The organism is Streptomyces sp. NPDC007264, assembly GCF_042869095.1.
GTDB lineage: Bacteria > Actinomycetota > Actinomycetes > Streptomycetales > Streptomycetaceae > Streptomyces.
Window position 1 is genome coordinate 19,940 of the sequence record NZ_JBIAFD010000017.1, and the last position, 19,689, is coordinate 39,628.

General features: G+C 70.1%; 13 protein-coding genes. 12 read left to right on the top strand and 1 reads right to left on the bottom strand.

The window, feature by feature from the left end:
• Positions 1-171: 171 nt before the first annotated feature.
• Positions 172-1,458, top strand: a complete 1,287-nt coding sequence (clpX, locus tag ACFYMU_RS25925; protein ID WP_388377669.1) for an ATP-dependent Clp protease ATP-binding subunit ClpX — start codon at positions 172-174, stop codon at positions 1,456-1,458.
• A 195-nt stretch (positions 1,459-1,653) separates the two neighbouring features.
• On the opposite strand, the gene ACFYMU_RS25930 is transcribed toward clpX, so the two are convergent.
• On the bottom strand, positions 1,654-2,631 hold the full coding sequence (locus ACFYMU_RS25930; protein ID WP_388377672.1) for a hypothetical protein: 978 nt from the start codon (positions 2,629-2,631) through the stop codon (positions 1,654-1,656).
• Positions 2,632-2,767: 136 nt separating this feature from the next.
• On the opposite strand from ACFYMU_RS25930, the gene ACFYMU_RS25935 reads away from it, so the two are divergent.
• From ACFYMU_RS25935 to ACFYMU_RS25985, 11 genes are all read left to right on the top strand, one after another.
• Positions 2,768-5,392: a valine--tRNA ligase gene (locus ACFYMU_RS25935; RefSeq protein ID WP_388377675.1), complete on the top strand. Its 2,625-nt coding sequence runs from the start codon at positions 2,768-2,770 to the stop codon at positions 5,390-5,392.
• A gap of 104 nt (positions 5,393-5,496) precedes the next feature.
• The gene (locus ACFYMU_RS25940) at positions 5,497-7,005 is read left to right on the top strand and encodes a bifunctional folylpolyglutamate synthase/dihydrofolate synthase (RefSeq protein WP_388377678.1); all 1,509 of its coding nucleotides are present in this window, start codon (positions 5,497-5,499) and stop codon (positions 7,003-7,005) included.
• 6 nt (positions 7,006-7,011) lie between these two features.
• Positions 7,012-7,389 carry a DUF4233 domain-containing protein gene (locus ACFYMU_RS25945; RefSeq protein WP_388377681.1) on the top strand — a complete coding sequence of 126 codons (378 nt, stop codon included), beginning with the start codon at positions 7,012-7,014 and terminating at the stop codon, positions 7,387-7,389.
• Between the two features lie 166 nt (positions 7,390-7,555).
• A complete protein-coding gene (gene ndk, locus ACFYMU_RS25950; protein WP_388377684.1) occupies positions 7,556-7,969 on the top strand; it encodes a nucleoside-diphosphate kinase in 414 nt (137 codons plus the stop codon).
• 345 nt (positions 7,970-8,314) lie between these two features.
• Positions 8,315-9,334 carry a rod shape-determining protein gene (locus ACFYMU_RS25955; protein WP_103845224.1) on the top strand — a complete coding sequence of 340 codons (1,020 nt, stop codon included), beginning with the start codon at positions 8,315-8,317 and terminating at the stop codon, positions 9,332-9,334.
• A 212-nt stretch (positions 9,335-9,546) separates the two neighbouring features.
• Positions 9,547-10,509 (top strand): rod shape-determining protein MreC, encoded by a 963-nt coding sequence (mreC, locus tag ACFYMU_RS25960; protein ID WP_388377687.1) that lies wholly within the window; start codon positions 9,547-9,549, stop codon positions 10,507-10,509.
• 12 nt (positions 10,510-10,521) lie between these two features.
• On the top strand, positions 10,522-11,190 hold the full coding sequence (gene mreD, locus ACFYMU_RS25965; protein ID WP_388377690.1) for a rod shape-determining protein MreD: 669 nt from the start codon (positions 10,522-10,524) through the stop codon (positions 11,188-11,190).
• A gap of 105 nt (positions 11,191-11,295) precedes the next feature.
• The gene (gene mrdA / locus ACFYMU_RS25970; protein ID WP_388377693.1) at positions 11,296-13,545 is read left to right on the top strand and encodes a penicillin-binding protein 2; all 2,250 of its coding nucleotides are present in this window, start codon (positions 11,296-11,298) and stop codon (positions 13,543-13,545) included.
• Positions 13,542-14,741, top strand: coding sequence for a rod shape-determining protein RodA (rodA, locus tag ACFYMU_RS25975; RefSeq protein ID WP_388377695.1), 1,200 nt, complete (start codon positions 13,542-13,544; stop codon positions 14,739-14,741). The genes mrdA and rodA overlap by 4 nt, the downstream gene beginning before the upstream one ends.
• A 287-nt stretch (positions 14,742-15,028) precedes the next feature.
• Entirely contained in the window at positions 15,029-16,537 is a 1,509-nt protein-coding gene (locus ACFYMU_RS25980; protein ID WP_388377697.1) for a CHAD domain-containing protein, read from the top strand.
• Between the two features lie 294 nt (positions 16,538-16,831).
• The gene (locus tag ACFYMU_RS25985; RefSeq protein WP_388377699.1) at positions 16,832-18,802 is read left to right on the top strand and encodes a TIGR03960 family B12-binding radical SAM protein; all 1,971 of its coding nucleotides are present in this window, start codon (positions 16,832-16,834) and stop codon (positions 18,800-18,802) included.
• Positions 18,803-19,689 lie beyond the last annotated feature (887 nt).

Below are 19,689 nucleotides of genomic sequence, written 5' to 3' on the forward strand. Positions count from 1 at the left end.
ATCGGATCTGTATCGTCTGCCGCCCCTTGGCCCGGTGTGACACGTTGCACGTCGAAGTGAACCGTGCCAAGGGGGGCCCGAACGAGGGGCCCGGCAAGGTACCGTCGGACATAAGGCAGCACCAGGAGCCGCTGGACGTAAGGCGTCTCCCAGGCGAAGGGGAAGCACACCGTGGCACGCATCGGTGACGGCGGCGATCTGCTCAAGTGCTCGTTCTGCGGCAAGAGCCAGAAGCAGGTCAAGAAGCTCATCGCAGGCCCCGGTGTGTACATCTGCGACGAATGCATCGATCTCTGCAACGAGATCATCGAGGAAGAGCTCGCGGAGACGAGCGAGGTGCGCTGGGAGGAACTGCCCAAGCCGCGCGAGATCTACGAGTTCCTCGAGGGGTACGTCGTCGGCCAGGAGGCCGCGAAGAAGGCCCTGTCCGTCGCGGTGTACAACCATTACAAACGGGTCCAGGCGGGTGAGAACGGCGGCGCACAAGGCCGTGACGACGCCATCGAGTTGGCGAAGTCGAACATCCTGCTGCTGGGCCCCACCGGCTCCGGCAAGACGCTCCTCGCCCAGACCCTGGCCCGCATGCTGAACGTCCCCTTCGCCATCGCCGACGCGACCGCGCTCACAGAGGCGGGGTATGTGGGTGAGGACGTCGAGAACATCCTGCTGAAGCTGATCCAGGCGGCGGACTACGACGTCAAGAAGGCCGAGACGGGCATCATCTACATCGACGAGATCGACAAGGTGGCCCGCAAGAGCGAGAACCCGTCGATCACGCGGGACGTCTCGGGCGAAGGCGTCCAGCAGGCCCTGCTGAAGATCCTGGAGGGCACAACGGCCTCGGTCCCGCCCCAGGGCGGCCGCAAGCACCCGCACCAGGAGTTCATCCAGATCGACACCACGAACGTGCTGTTCATCGTGGGCGGTGCCTTCGCCGGCCTGGAGAAGATCATCGAGTCCCGGGCCGGTGCCAAGGGCATCGGCTTCGGCGCGACGATCCGCTCGAAGCGCGAGCTGGAGTCCAAGGACCAGTTCGAGGACGTGATGCCCGAGGACCTGGTGAAGTTCGGGATGATCCCGGAGTTCATCGGCCGCCTCCCGGTCATCACCTCGGTCCACAACCTGGACCGCAAGGCGCTCCTGCAGATCCTGGTCGAGCCGCGCAACGCACTGGTGAAGCAGTACCAGCGTCTGTTCGAACTCGACGGCGTGGAGCTCGACTTCGAGCGTGAGGCCCTGGAGGCGATCGCGGACCAGGCGATCCTCCGCCAGACGGGAGCCCGCGGCCTGCGCGCCATCATGGAGGAGGTCCTCCAGGCGGTGATGTACGAGGTGCCGTCCCGCAAGGACGTGGCCCGCGTCGTCATCACCGCGGACGTGGTCCTCTCCAACGTCAACCCGACCCTGATCCCCCGCGACGCACGGGGCCGCGGCCCGGGTGAGCAGAAGTCGGCGTAACCGCCCGCAGCAGACGGGAAGCGCCCGGCACGGTCGACGTGCCGGGCGCTTTCGTCCTTTCCCGCGGGAGTCCGCGCGCGGTCGGCGCGGTCGGCGAGAGGCGCGTACGAAAGGGGCCCGGCCCCGGGCCGAGCCCCTGCTCGTCTGCTCGTCCGCTCCCCGGAAGTCCACCCGATCGGGGGCCCGGTGCCGGTGTCAGGCCTTGACGCGCACGTCGTTGCGCAGCTTGGCGGCCAGGTCGGCGGTCTCGTCGATCGACCCTCCGGTGCCGGCGGCCAGGGCGGCGAAGTTGAACGCCGTCACGTCCGCGACGGTGCTGTGGTCACCCCAGATGCAGATCGGCATCTTCACGGTCTTCGCCGCGCCGGCGGCCGCGCCGGACGTCTTGTCGTTCTCGAACTGTGCCACCTGGCACTTCATGATGCCGTTGGAGAAGCCCGACGGGTGGACCGTCTCCGGGCTGCCGAGGAGCTGGCCCTTGGCGGTCTTGTCCTTCTCGGACTCCGACTTGATCTTGGCGAACATGGCGTCCACCACGGCCTCGGGGTCGTCGATGGTGCCGTAGACGCCGCCGAACGTCAGGTTCTTGGCCGCCAGGCCCGTGCCGTTCTGGTACCCCGCGCTGACGTCCTTGGGGTTCTTCACGCCCCACTTCTGGAAGTCCGCCAGGTCTTTGTCGCTCATGGAGTCCGGGGACTCGCTGCTGTCCGACTTCTTGTACGTGCCGTCGATGACCTTGTCCGGGGCCGTCAGCTTGTGCGGTCCGTCGTCCGCCACCGCACCGCTGCCGCTGCCGCTCCCGCTGGCCAGGAAGTACGCCCCGACGGCGATCGCCGCCACCACCGCCACCGCGCCGATGATCAGTCCCGTCTTCTTCTTGCCGCCCTCCGGCGGCTGCGGCGGGGCGCCGTAGGGCGCCTGGCCGTACGGCTGCTGGCCGTAGGGCTGCTGACCGTAGGGCGGGGTGGGCTGGCCGCCGTACGGGTTCGGCTGCGGAGGGACACCCTGGGGAGCCTGCTGGGGATAGCCGTAGCCGGGGGCCGGCTGACCCTGCTGGGGGTAGCCGTAGCCGGGCTGGGGGGCCTGCGGCGGCTGGCCGTAGGGGCCCGGCTGTCCGTGCGGTCCGGGCTGCTGGGGCTGCCCGCCGTACGGGCCCGGCTGGTTGTAGCTCATTTCTGGGTTCCCCTCCAGATACTCGTGTCGTCACGACATCCTGGCGCAAGCGGACCGGCACCGGGACGCCGGGGGGCTCACCGTTACCAAAGAATCGCGTTTCGGGACGGGGTCGTGACACCTCTAAACTGACCCCGTGACCGAGAACGCTCAGCAGCAGCCAACAGCGCCCCACACCGAACTGCCGACCCAGTACGCGCCGGCCGATGTAGAGGGGCCGCTGTACGAGCGCTGGGTAGAGCGCGGTTACTTCGAGGCCGACGAGAAGAGCGACAAGCCGGCCTACACGATCGTCATCCCCCCGCCGAACGTCACCGGCAGCCTGCACCTCGGGCACGCCTTCGAGCACACCCTCATCGACGCCCTCACCCGCCGCAAGCGCATGCAGGGGTACGAGACGCTGTGGCAGCCCGGCATGGACCACGCCGGCATCGCCACGCAGAACGTCGTCGAGCGGGAGCTCGCCAAGGAGGGCAAGTCCCGGCACGACCTCGGGCGGGAGGCCTTCGTCGAGCGCGTGTGGCGGTGGAAGGCCGAGTCCGGCGGCCAGATCTCCGGGCAGATGCGCCGCCTCGGCGACGGTGTCGCCTGGTCCCGCGAGCGCTTCACCATGGACGAGGGACTCTCCCGGGCCGTCCAGACCATCTTCAAGCGGCTCCACGACGACGAGTTGATCTACCGCGCCGAGCGCATCATCAACTGGTGTCCGCGCTGCCTCACCGCCATCTCGGACATCGAGGTCAATTACCAGGACGACGACGGTGAACTCGTCTCCATGAAGTACGGCGACGGGGACGACGTCATCGTCGTCGCCACCACCCGTGCCGAGACCATGCTCGGCGACACCGCCGTCGCGGTGCACCCCGACGACGAGCGCTACCAGCACCTGGTCGGCAGGACCGTCAAACTGCCGCTCACCGACCGTTCCATCCCGGTCGTCGCCGACACGCACGTCGACCCCGCGTTCGGCACCGGCGCCGTCAAGGTCACCCCGGCCCACGACCCGAACGACTTCGAGATCGGCCAGCGGCACGACCTGCCGTCCGTCACGGTCATGGACGAGCACGCCGTCATCACCGCCCACGGCCCCTTCCAGGGCCTGGACCGTCTTGAGGCCCGTTCCGCCATCGTCGCCGCCCTGCGCGCCGAGGGCCGGATCGTCGCCGAGAAGCGGCCCTACGTCCACTCGGTCGGCCACTGCTCGCGCTGCCGGACCACCATCGAGCCGCGGCTGTCCATGCAGTGGTGGGTCAAGGTCGGCCCGCTCGCCAAGGCCGCCGGTGACGCGGTCCGCGAGGGCAAGGTCACGATCCATCCCCAGGAGATGGAGAAGCGGTACTTCGACTGGGTCGACAACCTCCACGACTGGTGCATCTCGCGCCAGTTGTGGTGGGGCCACCGGATTCCCGTCTGGTACGGCCCGCAGGGCGAGGTCGTCTGCGTCGGCCCGGACGAGGAGCCGCCGAGCGGTGAGGGCTGGCGTCAGGACAGCGACGTCCTCGACACCTGGTTCTCCTCCGGCCTGTGGCCGTTCTCCACGCTGGGCTGGCCCGAGCAGACCGGGAGCCTGGCGAAGTTCTATCCCAACTCCGTCCTCGTCACCGGCTACGACATCCTCTTCTTCTGGGTCGCCCGGATGATGATGTTCGGTCTGTACGCGATGGACGGCACCCCGCCGTTCCACACCATCGCCCTGCACGGCATGGTCCGCGACCAGTTCGGCAAGAAGATGTCGAAGTCCTTCGGGAACGCGGTCAATCCGCTGGACTGGATGGACAAGTACGGCTCCGACGCCCTGCGCTTCACCCTGGCGCGCGGCGCCAACCCGGGCGTCGACGTGCCGATCGGCGAGGACTGGGTCCAGGGCTCCCGCAACTTCGCCAACAAGATCTGGAACGCCACGCGGTTCGCGCTGATGAACGGCGCGACGGTCGAGGGCCCGCTGCCCGCGCCCGAGCGGATGTCGGCCACCGACCGCTGGATCCTGTCCCGCCTCAACGCGGTCGTCACGGAGGTCGACGCCCTCTACGACGACTTCCAGTTCGCCAAGCTGTCCGACGCCCTCTTCCACTTCGCCTGGGACGAGGTCTTCGACTGGTACGTGGAGCTGTCCAAGACGACGTTCCAGGCCGGCGGCGAGGCGGCAGAGGTCTCGCAGCGCGTCCTGGGCGAGGTCCTGGACGTGACCCTGCGGCTGCTCCACCCGGTCGTCCCGTTCGTCACGGAGACGCTGTGGACCACCCTTACGGGTGGTGAGTCGGTCGTCGTCGCGGAGTGGCCCAAGGACAGTGGATTCCGTGACACGGCCGCCGAGAAGGAGATCGGGACCCTCCAGTCGGTGATCACCGAGGTCCGCCGCTTCCGCGCCGACCAGGGACTGCAGCCCGGCCAGCGGGTCCCGGCCCGGCTGACGCTCGACGGCACGGCGCTCGCCCCGCACGAGACGGCCATCCGGCAGCTGCTGCGCCTGCAGCCGGAGGGCGAGGGCTTCACGGCGACGGCGACGCTGCCGGTCGCGGGCGCCACCGTCGCCCTGGACCTGTCCGGCACGATCGACGTGGCCGCGGAGCGCAAGCGCCTGGCGAAGGACCTCGCCGCCGCGGAGAAGGAGAAGTCCCAGGCCACCGCCAAGCTCGGCAACGAGGCGTTCCTGGCGAAGGCCCCGGACCACGTGGTGGACAAGATCCGCACCCGGCTCGCCAAGGCGGACGAGGACATCGCCCGCATCCAGGCCCAGCTGGAGCGCCTGCCGCAGGCGTAGCGTCCGTGCCCGGCCGGGCTCCGGGAGCCGACGCTCCCGGGGCCCGGCGGGGCGGCCCCGTGCCCGCGGCCACGGCTGTCACCCGTGCTCCGTAGACTGGCCCCGTGAGTGACCTGCCCCCGAGCGACCCCAACGAGAGCGATCCCTTCGAAGAGATCGTCGCGGCCGAGACCGACTACGACCCCGATCTCGCGGTGATCGAGGCCGGCAGCCGTACCCTGCGCACGCAGGGCGGGCCGCCGCAGGCCGAGGTGCCCGCCCGGCCCGCCGACCCCGAGGTCGACCGGGCACTGAGAGAGGTCGAGGCCGAGCTCGCCACCCGCTGGGGCGAGACCAAGCTGGAGCCGTCCGTCAGCCGCATCTCGGCGCTGATGGACGTGCTGGGAGAGCCGCAGCGGTCGTATCCGTCCATCCACATCACGGGGACCAACGGCAAGACGTCCACCGCCCGCATGATCGAGTCCCTCCTCGGCGCCTTCGAGCTGCGCACCGGGCGGTACACCAGCCCGCACGTCCAGTCGATCACCGAGCGGATCAGCCTGGACGGCGCCCCGGTCTCCGCCGAGCGCTTCGTCGAGACCTACCAGGACATCAAGCCGTACGTCGAGATGGTCGACGCGAGCCAGGAGTACCGGCTGTCCTTCTTCGAGGTGCTCACGGGCATGGCGTACGCGGCCTTCGCGGACGCGCCCGTCGACGTCGCGGTCGTCGAGGTCGGCATGGGCGGCAGCTGGGACGCCACGAACGTCATCGACGCGGACGTCGCCGTGGTCACCCCGATCGACCTGGACCACACCGACCGGCTGGGCACCACGCCCGGGGAGATCGCCCGGGAGAAGGCCGGCATCATCAAGCAGGACGCCACCGTGATCATGGCCCAGCAGCCCGTGGACGCGGCCCAGGTGCTGCTGAAGAAGGCCGTGGAGGTCGACGCGACGGTGGCCCGGGAGGGCCTGGAGTTCGGGGTGGTCTCCCGGCAGGTGGCGGTCGGCGGCCAGCTCCTCACGCTCCGCGGTCTCGGCGGCGAGTACGCCGAGGTGTACCTGCCGCTGCACGGCCCCTACCAGGCCCACAACGCCGCCGTGGCGCTCGCCGCGGTCGAGGCGTTCTTCGGCGTCGGCTCCCAGCGGCCGGGGCCCCTGGACACCGACACGGTCCGCAGGGCGTTCGCGTCGGTGTCGTCCCCCGGCCGCATGGAGGTCGTGCGGCGCTCCCCGACCGTCGTCCTGGACGCCGCCCACAATCCGGCGGGGGCCCGCGCCACCGCGGACGCGCTGGGCGAGGCGTTCGACTTCAGCCGTCTGATCGGGGTGGTCGGCGTCAGCGGCGACAAGAACGTACGGGGCCTGCTGGAGGCGTTCGAGCCGATCCTCGCCGAGGTCGTGATCACGCAGAACTCCAGCCACCGCGCGATGGACGCCGACGCGCTGGCCGCGATCGCCGTGGACGTCTTCGGCGAGGAGCGCGTCCAGGTGGAGCCGCGGCTGCCCGACGCCCTGGAGGCCGCGATCACCCTGGCCGAGGAGCAGCAGGAGTACGCGGGCGCGGGCGTCCTCGTCACCGGCTCCGTCATCACCGTCGGCGAGGCCCGACTGCTTCTGGGGAAGGGCTGACGTTCCGTGCGTACGCTGTGTGCTTCGACCTTGATCGGCGAGTTCTTCGTCATCGGCTTCGCCGGTCTGGTCGCCATGAAGGACCCGGGGCTGTCCACGGGCACGGTCTGGACGGTCAGCGGCATCGCCATGGTCCTCAGCCTGCTGCTGTGCGGCCTGATCACCCGTCCCGGTGGTGTCCAGTTGGGCTGGGTGCTGCAGATCGCGCTGATCGCGTCCGGGTTCGTCGTGCCGACGATGTTCTTCCTGGGCGTGGTCTTCGCGGCGCTGTGGTGGGCGTCGGTGCACTTCGGGCGGAAGATCGACCAGGCCAAGGCCCGCTTCGCGGCGGAGAGTGAGGGGAGCGGCCCCGCCGAGGCGCACGGAAGCCCCTCCGCCGGCTGAGGCGGGGGCGGCACGGCGGGGCCGGCACGGCCGGGCGGCGTCCCCAGGGGCGGAGCCACGGCGGGCGGCACCCGCCCGAGGGCACCTGACGCTGCGTGACGCCCACCCCGACCGGCCCTGTAACCTCTACGCACCGCACCACCGTGACCCGTAAGGAGCCACCCCCGTGAGCCAGCGCACCCTCGTCCTCCTCAAGCCCGACGCCGTCCGGCGCGGGCTGATCGGCGAGATCATCAGCCGCATCGAGCGCAAGGCCGGCTGGACCATCGGAGCGCTGGAGCTGCGCACCCTGGACCAGGACACGCTGGAGCAGCACTACGGCGAGCACAAGGGCAAGCCCTTCTACGAGCCGCTGGTGGAGTTCATGGCCTCCGGCCCGGTGGTCGCGCTGGTCGTGGAGGGGGAGCGGGTCATCGAGGGGCTCAGGGCGCTGGCCGGTCCGACCGACCCGATCGCCGCCGCCCCCGGCTCCATCCGCGGCGACTACGGCGTGATCGTGCGCGAGAACCTCGTCCATGCCTCCGACTCCGAGGAATCCGCCGAACGCGAGTTGAAGATCTTCTTTCCGGGTCGCTTCTGAGCGTGACCCGAGGGTGAATTCCCGGCCTCGGTGCGCACACGGCCGATTGATGGGGCGTCATGTCACCCGGATGCCTGATCGGGAGGCTGTCGTACCGTCCGCTGAGAAAACCCGGCCATGGTCTGGCATATGCGTGCCGTTCGGGGGAACGGCTACCCCCGAACGCCCGTCTCCAGAAGCGAGGCGGCACGCCATCTGCTGACAATGGCGAAGACCCTCGCGCAGTGTTCGTGCAGGCGAGACTACGATGGAAGCCTTCACGTCACAGCAGCCACTTCGCCACCCCAACAAAAGCCATCAAACGCTCCACTTGGGAAGGCCAGACGAATCCTGATGGGGAACTCAATGTCGTTCATCGGCCGTGACATGGCTGTCGACCTCGGGACCGCCAACACGCTGGTGTACGTCAGGGGTCGCGGGATCGTACTCAACGAGCCGTCCGTCGTCGCGATCAACACCAACACCGGTGGCATCCTCGCGGTCGGTGCGGAAGCGAAGAAGATGATCGGCCGGACGCCGGGCAACATCGTCGCGGTGCGCCCCTTGAAGGACGGCGTGATCGCCGACTTCGAAATCACCGAGCGGATGCTCCGCTACTTCATCCTGAAGATCCACAAGCGGCGGTATCTGGCTCGCCCGCGGGTCGTCGTCTGTGTGCCGTCGGGGATCACGGGTGTCGAGCGCCGTGCCGTCATCGAGGCGTCGTCCCAGGCGGGCGCCCGCCAGGTGCACATCATCGAGGAGCCCATGGCCGCCGCCATCGGCTCCGGCCTGCCGGTCCACGAGGCCACGGGCAACATGGTGGTGGACATCGGCGGCGGCACCACGGAGGTCGCGGTCATCTCGCTCGGCGGCATCGTCACCGCCCAGTCCATCCGTGTCGCGGGCGACGAACTGGACAACGCGATCATCCAGTACGTCAAGAAGGAGTACTCACTCCTCCTCGGCGAGCGGACGGCCGAGCAGATCAAGATCACGATCGGTTCGGCGTACGACCTCGACACCGACGAGCACACCGAGATCCGTGGCCGGGACCTGGTCTCCGGGCTGCCCAAGACCGTGGTCATCTCGGCGGCCGAGGTGCGCAAGGCCATCGAGGAACCGGTCAACGCGATCGTGGACGCGGTCAAGACGACCCTGGACAAGTGCCCTCCGGAGCTGTCCGGCGACGTCATGGACCGCGGGATCGTGCTCACCGGCGGCGGTGCCCTGCTGCGCGGGCTCGACGAGCGGCTGCGGCGGGAGACCGGCATGCCGATCCACATCGCCGAGGACCCGCTGGACAGCGTGGCGCTGGGCTCCGGCAAGTGCGTCGAGGAGTTCGAGGCACTCCAGCAGGTGCTGGACGCCCAGCCCCGCAGATGACGCGACGCGCCGATTCCGCCGTACGAGACGATCGTCTCTCGTGCGGCGGATCGTTGATATAGAGGCATAAGCTCCCCCGAAAACCCCGGGGTTGCGCCCCCCGGTCCGTGCCCGCCAAGTACGACCCGTCGGGTTCGTGCCCACCTCGGCACCGCACACCCGGGTTTCCGCCCGCCCTACACATTCCGACGAGGAAGGCACGGCCGCCGCACGTGAGGGACACACGAGAGAGCCGGCTGCTCCTGGTGCTGCTGATCGCCATCGCGTTCGCTCTGATCACGGTGGACATCCGCGGCGGCCAGGACTCACCGGTCGAAGGTGCCCGCCAGGCCGCTGCCACGGTCTTCGGCCCGATCGAGAACGGGGTGTCGTCCGCTGTCAACCCCGTCGGCAACGCGATCGCGGCCGTACGCGACTCCGGCAGCCGGCATGACCGCATCGCCCAACTGGAGCGCGACAACGCCGCATTGAAGGCGAAGCTGGGCAGCGACGACCGCAACCGCAGCCGGCTCAAGCAGCTCGACAAGATGATCCGGGTGGCGGGCGAGGGCCAGTACGGCATCAAGGGTGCCGAGGTCATCGCCATAGGAGCGGCCCAGGGCTTCTCCTGGACCGTCACCATCGACGTGGGCGCCAACGACGGCATCAGGCGCGACATGACCGTCCTCAACGGCGACGGTCTGGTCGGCCGCGTCACCACCGTCGGCCCCGACACCTCGACCGTGCTGCTGGCCAGCGATCCCGACTTCACCGTCGGCACCCGGATGGAGAACAGCGACGAACTCGGCTTCGCCTCCGGGCAGGGCGACCGTCCGCTGCGTGTCCAGCTCCTCAACGGCAAGGCCGACGTGAAGAAGGGCGACCGCCTGGTCACCTTCGGCTCGCAGGCGGACAGGCCGTTCGTGCCCGGCGTCCCCGTGGGAGTGGTCCTGCGCGTCGACCCGTCCGGCGGCGGTCTGACCCGCACGGTCTATGTGCAGCCGTTCGTGTCCTTCAGCAGGCTCGACATCGTCGGCGTCGTGGTCACGGCGCCGAAGAAGGACCCGCGGGACACCGTCCTGCCCCCGAAGCCCGTCCCCAAGCCCACACCGACCGTGACCGTCACCGTCACGCCGTCGGACTCCGCGACGGATCCCTCGACGGACTCCGCCGACGGCCAGCAGCAGACGCCCTAGGAGCTGAACCAGATGCGCTTCAACCGGATGCTGCTCTCCGCCGCCCTGGTGATCGCCGCCCTGGTGATCCAGGTGAGCGCCCTCGCCCGCCTCCATCTGCCCGGCGCCGTCCCCGACCTGGTGCTGCTGACCGTCGTCGCCTTCGCCCTGGTCTACGGACACGTCGGCGGCTGCCTCATCGGCTTCGGCGCCGGCCTGCTCTCCGACCTCACCCCGCCCGCCGACCACGCCGCCGGCCGCTACGCCCTCGTCCTGTGCGTCATCGGCTATGTCGCCGGGCTCTTCAGACCGGACCACGGCCGCCTGAAGTCCGCGACCGGCACGATGGCCGCGGTGGTCGCCGCCGCGATCGGCTCGACCCTGCTGTACGCGGGTGTGGGCGCGCTCGTCGGCGACACGGCGGCCCGTCATGTCGGCCTGCCGGGGCTGCTGTTCACGGCCGCCGTGTACGACCTGCTGCTCGCGCCGTTCGTCGTGCCCGGGATCATGGCGCTGGCCCGTCGCGCCGAGAACGACCCGCTCGCCGAGACCAACTCCGCCAAGGCCGCGGACGTCTCCTCCGGCTGGCTCTCCGCCGGGACCGGACTGCGCATCGGCGGCCAGCGCGGCGTACTGCGCGTCAGGGCGGCCAAGGCGCGGGTGGCCCGCGCCGGGCGCATCAAGGGGGTCAAGCGGCTGTGAGCGTCCGACAGACGGCCGCCCGCCCACCCGGGCCGGCCGTGTGCGCGTACGACCCGTACGCGCACCCGTCTCCCACCACCACCCTCAGCGGAACGGGCTCCGCCCATGACTAACATTCCGGAGACCGGACGGACCCCACGCGTCCAGATCCGGCTCGTCGTCATCCAGATCCTCGTCCTGTCCCTCCTCGGCACGCTCGGCGGCCGGCTGTGGTACCTCCAGATCCGCAACGGCGCGGAGTACGCCAAGGAGGCGTCCGGCAACCACGTCCAGCAGGTCGTCCAGCCCGCCGTGCGCGGCGAGATCCTGGACGCGCGCGGGGTTCCGCTCGCGGACAACGAGACCCGGCTCGTGGTCTCCGCGTCCCGCACCGACCTGCTCAAGATGGACGACGACGGCAAGGCGGTCCTCACCAAGCTGGCCGGCGTCCTGGGCATGAAACCCAAGGACGTCATGGACAAGGTCCGCCTCTGTGACGCCAAGACGCCGCAGCCCTGCTGGAACGGCTCCCCGTACCAGCCCATCCCCATCACCGACGAGGCCACCCCCAAGCAGGCCCTGCAGATCCGCGAGCGCTCCGAGGACTTCCCCGGCATCACCGCGGAGCCCGAGGCCGTCCGCCGGTACCCGGCGCCCGGCGAGTCCAACACCGCCCAGGTCCTGGGGTACCTCTCGCCCGTCACCGACGACGAGATCCAGCAGGCCAAGGACACCACCTCCCCGTATCTGCGCTCCGACCAGGTGGGCCGTTCCGGCCTGGAGCGCCAGTACGACAAGGCGCTGCGCGGCAAGGCCGGTGTCACCCGCTACGAGGTCGACAACCTCGGCCGCGTCATCGGCAAGGCCGAGAGCGATGCCGCCGAGCCCGGCTCCAACCTCGTCACCAGCATCGACGCCCGCGTGCAGCGGGTCGCCGAGTACGAGTTGGACGCGGCGATGAAGGCCGCCCGCGCCCAGTTCGACGACATCACCGGCGAGAACTACAAGGCGGACTCCGGCGCCGTCGTCGTCATGGAAGCCAAGACGGGCCGTGTCGTCGCCATGGCGTCCGCCCCGACGTACGACCCGAACGTCTGGGTCGGCGGCATCTCCGCCAAGGACTACCAGCAACTCACCGGCAAGAACTCCGACTACCCGCTGCTCAACCGGGCCATCCAGGGGCAGTCGGCGCCCGGCTCCACCTTCAAGGTGGTCTCCACGGCCGCCGCGATCGAGGCCGGCTACGACTTCGACGGCAAGTACCCGTGCACCAGTTCGTACTCGGTGGGCGGCCAGGTCTTCAAGAACTTCGAGGGCGAGAACTTCGGTCCGATCTCACTCGGCCGCGCCCTGGAGGTCTCCTGCGACACCGTGTTCTACGGCCTCGCCCACAAGGAGTGGCTGAGGGACGGCGGGATCAAGCCCAAGAAGAAGCCCGGGGACTACTTCTTCAAGGCCGCCCACCAGTTCGGCCTCGGCAAGCCCACCGGCATCGACCTGCCCAACGAGGTCTCCGGCCGCGTCCCCGACCGCGAGTGGAAGCAGAAGTACTGGGAGGCCAACAAGGACTCCTGGTGCAGGACCGGCAAGAAGGACGGCGACTACGTCCAGAAGATCGCCTACGAGAACTGCCTCGAGGGCAACCGGATGCGTGCCGGTGACGAGATCAACTACTCCATCGGCCAGGGAGACACGCTCCTGACGCCGGTCCAGGAGGCCGTCATCTACTCGGCGATCTCCAACGGCGGCACCATGTGGAACCCGACCCTCGGCAAAGCGATCATCAGCCCGGACGGCAAGAAGATCACCGAGATCGCACCCAAGTCGCACGGCAGGCTCCCGATCAGCAAGAAGACCCGGGACGGCATGAACGCGGCCCTCGAGGGCGTCGTCACCCGCGGTACCGCCGCCTGGAAGTTCGGCGGCTGGCCACAGGACAAGATCACGCTGCACGCCAAGACCGGTACCGCCGAGGTCTACGGCAAGCAGACCACGTCGTGGCTGGCCACCTACAGCAAGGACTACGCGGTCGTCATGACCATCGCCCAGGCCGGTACGGGTTCGGGCGCCTCCGGTGAGGCCGTGCGCCACATCTACAACGCCCTGTACGGCGTCCAGGACGACGGCTCGATCGACGCCAAGAAGGCGCTGCTCCCCACCCCGCAGAAGGCCCTCCCCAAGATCAAGTCGGACGGCTCGATCGCCGCCCCGAAGATCGGGAAGTACGACCCGAACGCGGACCGGGCCACCGAGCAGGACCAGCAGGGCACGCCCACCGACAGCCCGTCGGCCACCGCGCCCTCGCCCACGGACGGCAACCGCACCACCCGCCGCGCGCAGGGTAGGGGACGGAAGAGGCGGAGGACCCTGACGTGACCGGAGCGAACAACTTCTCCGTCTCCGGGTACGGCCCCGAGCGGGCCCGCTGGACGCGGGTCTTCGCCCGCGACGGCCTGGCCCGGCGCCTCGACTGGCCGATACTGCTGTCGGCCGCCGCCCTGTCCCTGATCGGCACGGCGCTCGTCTACTCGGCGACCCGCAACCGCACCGAGATCAACCAGGGCGACCCGTACTACTTCCTGATCCGGCACCTGATGAACACCGGCATCGGGTTCGCCCTGATGATCGGCACGATCTGGCTCGGCCACCGCACCCTGCGCACCGCCGTGCCGATCCTCTACGGCATCTCGGTCTTCCTGGTCCTGCTGGTGCTCACCCCGCTCGGCGCGACCGTCAACGGCGCGCACGCCTGGATCGTGTTCGGCGGCGGTTTCTCCCTCCAGCCCTCCGAGTTCGTCAAGATCACGATCATCCTGGGCATGGCGATGCTGCTCGCCGCCCGCGTCGACGCGGGCGACAAGCCGTTCCCCGACCACCGCACGGTGGCGCAGGCCCTGGGGCTGGCCGCCGTCCCCATACTGATCGTGCTGCTCATGCCCGACCTCGGTTCGGTCATGGTCATGGTGATCATCGTGCTGGGCGTGCTGCTCGCCTCCGGCGCCTCCAACCGCTGGGTGTTCGGCCTGATCGGTGCGGGGGCCCTGGGCGCGGTCGCCGTGTGGCAGCTGCACATCCTGGACGAGTACCAGATCAACCGGTTCGCCGCCTTCGCCAACCCCGACCTGGACCCCGCGGGCGTCGGCTACAACACCAACCAGGCGCGCATCGCGATCGGCTCCGGGGGACTGGCCGGTGCCGGGCTCTTCCACGGTTCGCAGACCACCGGCCAGTTCGTGCCCGAGCAGCAGACCGACTTCGTGTTCACGGTGGCGGGCGAGGAACTGGGCTTCATCGGCGCCGGACTGATAATCGTTCTGCTCGGGATCTTCCTGTGGCGCGCCTGCCGTATCGCCCGGGAGACGACCGAGCTGTACGGCACGATCGTCGCCGCCGGGATCATCGCCTGGTTCGCCTTCCAGTCCTTCGAGAACATCGGGATGACCCTCGGCATCATGCCGGTCGCGGGCCTGCCCCTGCCCTTCGTCAGCTACGGCGGATCGTCGATGTTCGCGGTCTGGGTGGCCGTGGGACTGCTCCAGTCGATCAGGGTGCAGCGTCCGATCTCGGCATGAGCCACGCCCGCGCCCGAAGGCCGGCCCGACGGCCTTCGACGCCCCGGCCGGCCCCGGCCCCACCGGCTGCGCTCTCCCCGGTCGGCCCGGCTGCGCCCTCCCCGGCCGGCCTCCGTCCCGTCCGGCCGGGGAGCGGCCCACCGGCTCCCCGCCACCGCCCCCGGCAAGCGGAGCGCACCGGGGGCGGCCGGGTCCGGGCCCGAGCCGCCGACCTGCCACGGGCCGCGTGACGCACACATCCACGCCGGCCCCTGCCCTCCCCGCCGCCGTGCCACTAGATTCGGTGCATGGTGGACACGAAGCGCGAGATCGAGCGGAAGTACGATGCCGCGGCCGGGGAAGGTCTTCCCGACCTGACCGCCGTCCGCGGGGTCTCGGCCGTCCTCGACAGGGGCGTCGCCGAACTCGACGCCACCTACTACGACACCCCCGACGAGCGGCTGGCCCGCGCCCACCTGACCCTGCGCCGCCGCACCGGCGGCGGCGATGCCGGCTGGCACCTCAAACTGCCCGTGGCCGACGGCGTACGCGACGAGATCCGCGCCCCGCTCTCCGACACCGTCCCCCGGACCCTGTCCGCCCTCGTCCGCTCCCGCGTGCGCGACGCCGAGCTCGTCCCCGTCGTACGCCTGCGCTCCGCACGCGACGTCCGCCACCTCGTCGACGCCGACGGCGCCCTGCTCGCCGAGGTCAGCCTCGACCAGGTCCACGCCGAGCGGCTCAGCGGCGGCACGGGCACCGCCGAGTGGGCCGAGATCGAGGTCGAGCTCGCCGACGACGGCGACCCCGCCTTCCTCGACCGCGTCGACAAGAAGCTCCGCAAGGCGGGCCTGAGCCGCTCCTCGGCCCCCTCCAAGCTGGCCAGGGCCCTCCAGGAGACGGGAGCGCACACCCCGACCGCCCCTGCCGTCACCCGGACCCCGCCCGCCACCGCGGGCGACCACGTCCTCGCCTACGTCCGCGCCCAGCGGGACGCGATCGTCGAACTGGACCCCGCGGTGCGCCGCGACCTCTACGACTCCGTGCACGCCATGCGCGTGGCCACCCGCCGGCTGCGCAGCACCCTGCGCTCCTACGGCAAGGTCCTGGACCGCGGGGTCACCGACCCCGTCGCCGGCGAACTGAAGTGGCTCGCCGGGGAGCTGGGCGTCGACCGCGACCAGGAAGTCCTCACCGAGCGACTGGCCGCCGCCCTGTCCGGCCTGCCTGCCCCGCTGGTCTCCGGCCCCGTGCCCGACCGCCTGCACGGCTGGTCGACGGCACGCCGCGGCGGCTCCCGGCGCGCACTGATCGCCGTCCTGGACAGCAGGCGCCACCTGGAACTGCTCGACGCGCTGGACGCCCTCGTCGCCGACCCGCCCCTGCGGAGGGCAGCCGCAGGCGATCCCGCGAAGGTGATCTCCGAGGCCGTGCGCGACGACTGCCGGAAGGTCGCCGCACTGGTCGGCCGGGCTCTGGACCTGCCGTCCGGCCACGACCGGGACGTCGCGATGCACGAGGCCCGCAAGAAGGCCAAGCGCACCCGGTACGCGGCCGAGGCCGCCGTGCCCGCCCTGGGCGGCCCGGCCGAGACGCTGGTCAGGTCCATGAAGTCCCTGCAGACCCTGCTCGGTGACCACCAGGACAGCGTGATGGCCCGCGCCACACTGTGCGAACTGGCGGCCCAGGCGCATGCGGCGGGCGAGAACGCCTTCACGTACGGCGTCCTGTACGGGCGGGAGGAACGGCGCGCCGCGGCCGCCGAGGCGGCGCTGCCCGGGGTCTGGCAGGCGGTGGAGGCGACCACGCACCTCTGAGCGACCGCCGACCTCGACCTCGACCGTCGACCGCGGCCACCGACCGCGGCCACCGACCACCGACCACCGACCGCCGTCCGCGACCGCTCCCGGCTGCGACCGTTGGCCGCCGGGCCGCGCCTGCCGCCCGCCGCCCGCCGGTCCGCACCCGCCGGGCCGCACCCGCCGGTCCGCCAGTCCGCGCCCGCCGGCCGCCGGCCGCCGGCCGTTCGGGCGTCCGAGCGGCACCCGCGATCGCGTTAGGCTTGATGGTCCTCCCTTTCAGTCCCCCGTCCAGCTCACGAAAGTCGCGAGATGCCTGCCGAAGCCGCCGAGTCGGTGTTCCCGCAGCTCGAAGCCCTGCTGCCGCATGTGCAGAAGCCGATCCAGTACGTCGGCGGAGAGCTCAACTCCACGGCCAAGCCGTGGGACGCCTGTGACGTCCGCTGGGCGCTCATGTATCCCGACGCCTACGAGGTCGGGCTGCCGAACCAGGGCGTCATGATCCTCTACGAGGTCCTCAACGAGCAGGAGGGCGTCCTGGCCGAGCGCACCTACAGCGTGTGGCCGGACCTGGAGGCGCTGATGCGGCGGCACGGCGTCCCGCAGTTCACCGTGGACAGCCACCGCCCGGTGCGGGCCTTCGACGTCTTGGGCCTGAGCTTCTCCACCGAGCTCGGCTACACGAACATGCTGACCGCGCTGGACCTCGCCGGGATCCCCCTGGAGGCCAGGGACCGCGGGCCGGACGACCCGATCGTGATGGCCGGCGGGCACGCGGCCTTCAACCCCGAGCCGATCGCCGACTTCATCGACTGCGCGATCATCGGCGACGGCGAGCAGGCGGTACTGGAGGTCACCGGGATCATCCGCGCGTGGAAGACGGAGGGACGCCCGGGCGGCCGCGACGAACTGCTGTTCCGCCTGGCCCGCACCGGCGGGGTGTACGTCCCGGCGTTCTACGACGTGGAGTACCTCCCGGACGGCCGCATCGGCCGCGTCGTCCCCAACAGGTCGGGCGTGCCCTGGCGCGTGTCCAAGCACACCGTGATGGACCTGGACGAGTGGCCCTACCCCAAGCAGCCGCTGGTCCCCCTGGCCGAGACGGTCCACGAGCGCATGTCCGTCGAGATCTTCCGCGGCTGCACGCGGGGCTGCCGCTTCTGCCAGGCCGGCATGATCACGCGCCCCGTGCGCGAGCGCTCGATCACCGGCATCGGAGAGATGGTGGACAAGGGCCTGCGGGCGACCGGCTTCGAGGAAGTGGGCCTGCTGTCGCTGTCCTCCGCGGACCACTCGGAGATCACCGATGTCGCCAAGGGCCTGGCGGACCGCTACGAGGACGACAAGATCGGCCTATCGCTCCCGTCCACCCGCGTGGACGCCTTCAACATCGACCTGGCCAACGAGCTGACCCGCAACGGCCGGCGCTCGGGTCTCACCTTCGCCCCCGAGGGCGGCTCCGAACGCATCCGCAGGGTCATCAACAAGATGGTCTCGGAGGACGACCTGATCAGGACCGTGGCGACGGCCTACGGCAACGGCTGGCGCCAGGTGAAGCTGTACTTCATGTGCGGCCTGCCGACGGAGACGGACGAGGACGTGCTGCAGATCGCCGACATGGCGACGCGCGTCATCCAGAAGGGCCGCGAGGTGTCCGGCTCCAACGACATCCGCTGCACGGTGTCGATCGGCGGCTTCGTCCCCAAGCCCCACACCCCCTTCCAGTGGGCGCCCCAGCTCTCCGCGGAGGAGACGGACGCCCGCCTGGAGAAGCTCCGTGACAAGATCCGCGGCGACAAGAAGTACGGCCGCTCGATCGGCTTCCGCTACCACGACGGCAAGCCGGGCATCGTCGAGGGCCTGCTGTCGCGCGGCGACCGCCGCATCGGCGCGGTCATCCGCGCGGTCTACGACGACGGCGGCCGCTTCGACGGCTGGCGCGAGCACTTCTCCTACGACCGCTGGATGACCTGCGCGCAGAAGGCGCTGGCCCCGCAGGGCGTGGACGTCGACTGGTACACGACCCGCGAGCGCGCCTACGAGGAGGTCCTCCCCTGGGACCACCTCGACTCCGGTCTCGACAAGGACTGGCTGTGGGAGGACTGGCAGGACGCCCTCGACGAGACGGAGGTCGAGGACTGCCGGTGGACGCCGTGCTTCGATTGTGGCGTGTGCCCGCAGATGGATACTTGGGTACAAGTAGGCCCGACCGGCCAGAAGTTGCTGCCGCTGACGGTCAAGAACGCTGGTCAGGCGCCCGCTGTGAGTGGTCACGAGCACTGACGTGACCGAGCCACTCGATCGGCTGATGGAGGCGCTGGCGGGGGCGAGAGAGGAGGAGGTGGCGGTCGTGCTTTCTGAGATCGCCGCTCCTCGGTCGCGCCCGCCGGCGCCGGCAGCCTTGCCTCGCACGCCGCTGCCGCGCCCGCGGGGCGGCTCGCAGATCATCTCCGAGGTGGAGTGGGTTTGATGGCGTACGCCCGGCTGGGTCCGCTGGGTGACCAGTTGAGCGAGCCTTGAGAAGTGAGCACCCTCACGGCCGGTTCCGCCGCAAAGGCATGCAGCTCTTCACCGCTCCCTGCACCATGAACACCAAGCTCGAGGTCAGGGGGCAGGGTGCGCTTCAACGAAATGATCTACTTTTCTCGTCGACGGCTCGATGCTTTTTTTCCGGAGCAAAGCCCCAGTACATCGCCCTCGTGGAACCTGGAAGTGGATCTACAAGTGGCTGCGGTGGCCATCGGTCCAGGCGCGCCGCTCACCCCGACTGAGTCCGAGTTACGAAGACTACGCAAGGTACAGCAGCACCTGGCAGAGAGGGGACCGGCTCACCTTCGAGGCCCACATCATCAAAACCGGTACCCAGTCCTTCCGCCTCGCCAGCACCACCGCCAAGCGCAAGGCCGCCGCGGCCTAGGAGGGAACTCGGCTCGAACCCAACGGACGGCACGTGGGAGACGATCCTGCGGGCCGTCCAGGCCTATACCGAAGGCCCTGGGCAGCTTAGACCCAGTTTGCCCAGCCGAAGGTGAAGAGATAGGCCCGGCGACCTGCGTCCATCCCTCTGATGCCCCGAAGGAGCATGCCCGCCAGCGCGGCAAGGAACAGAGCGGCGAAGAATCCAGCCACGAGGGCTCCAGCAGTCGCCCCCGCGAACAGGCCCACGACCA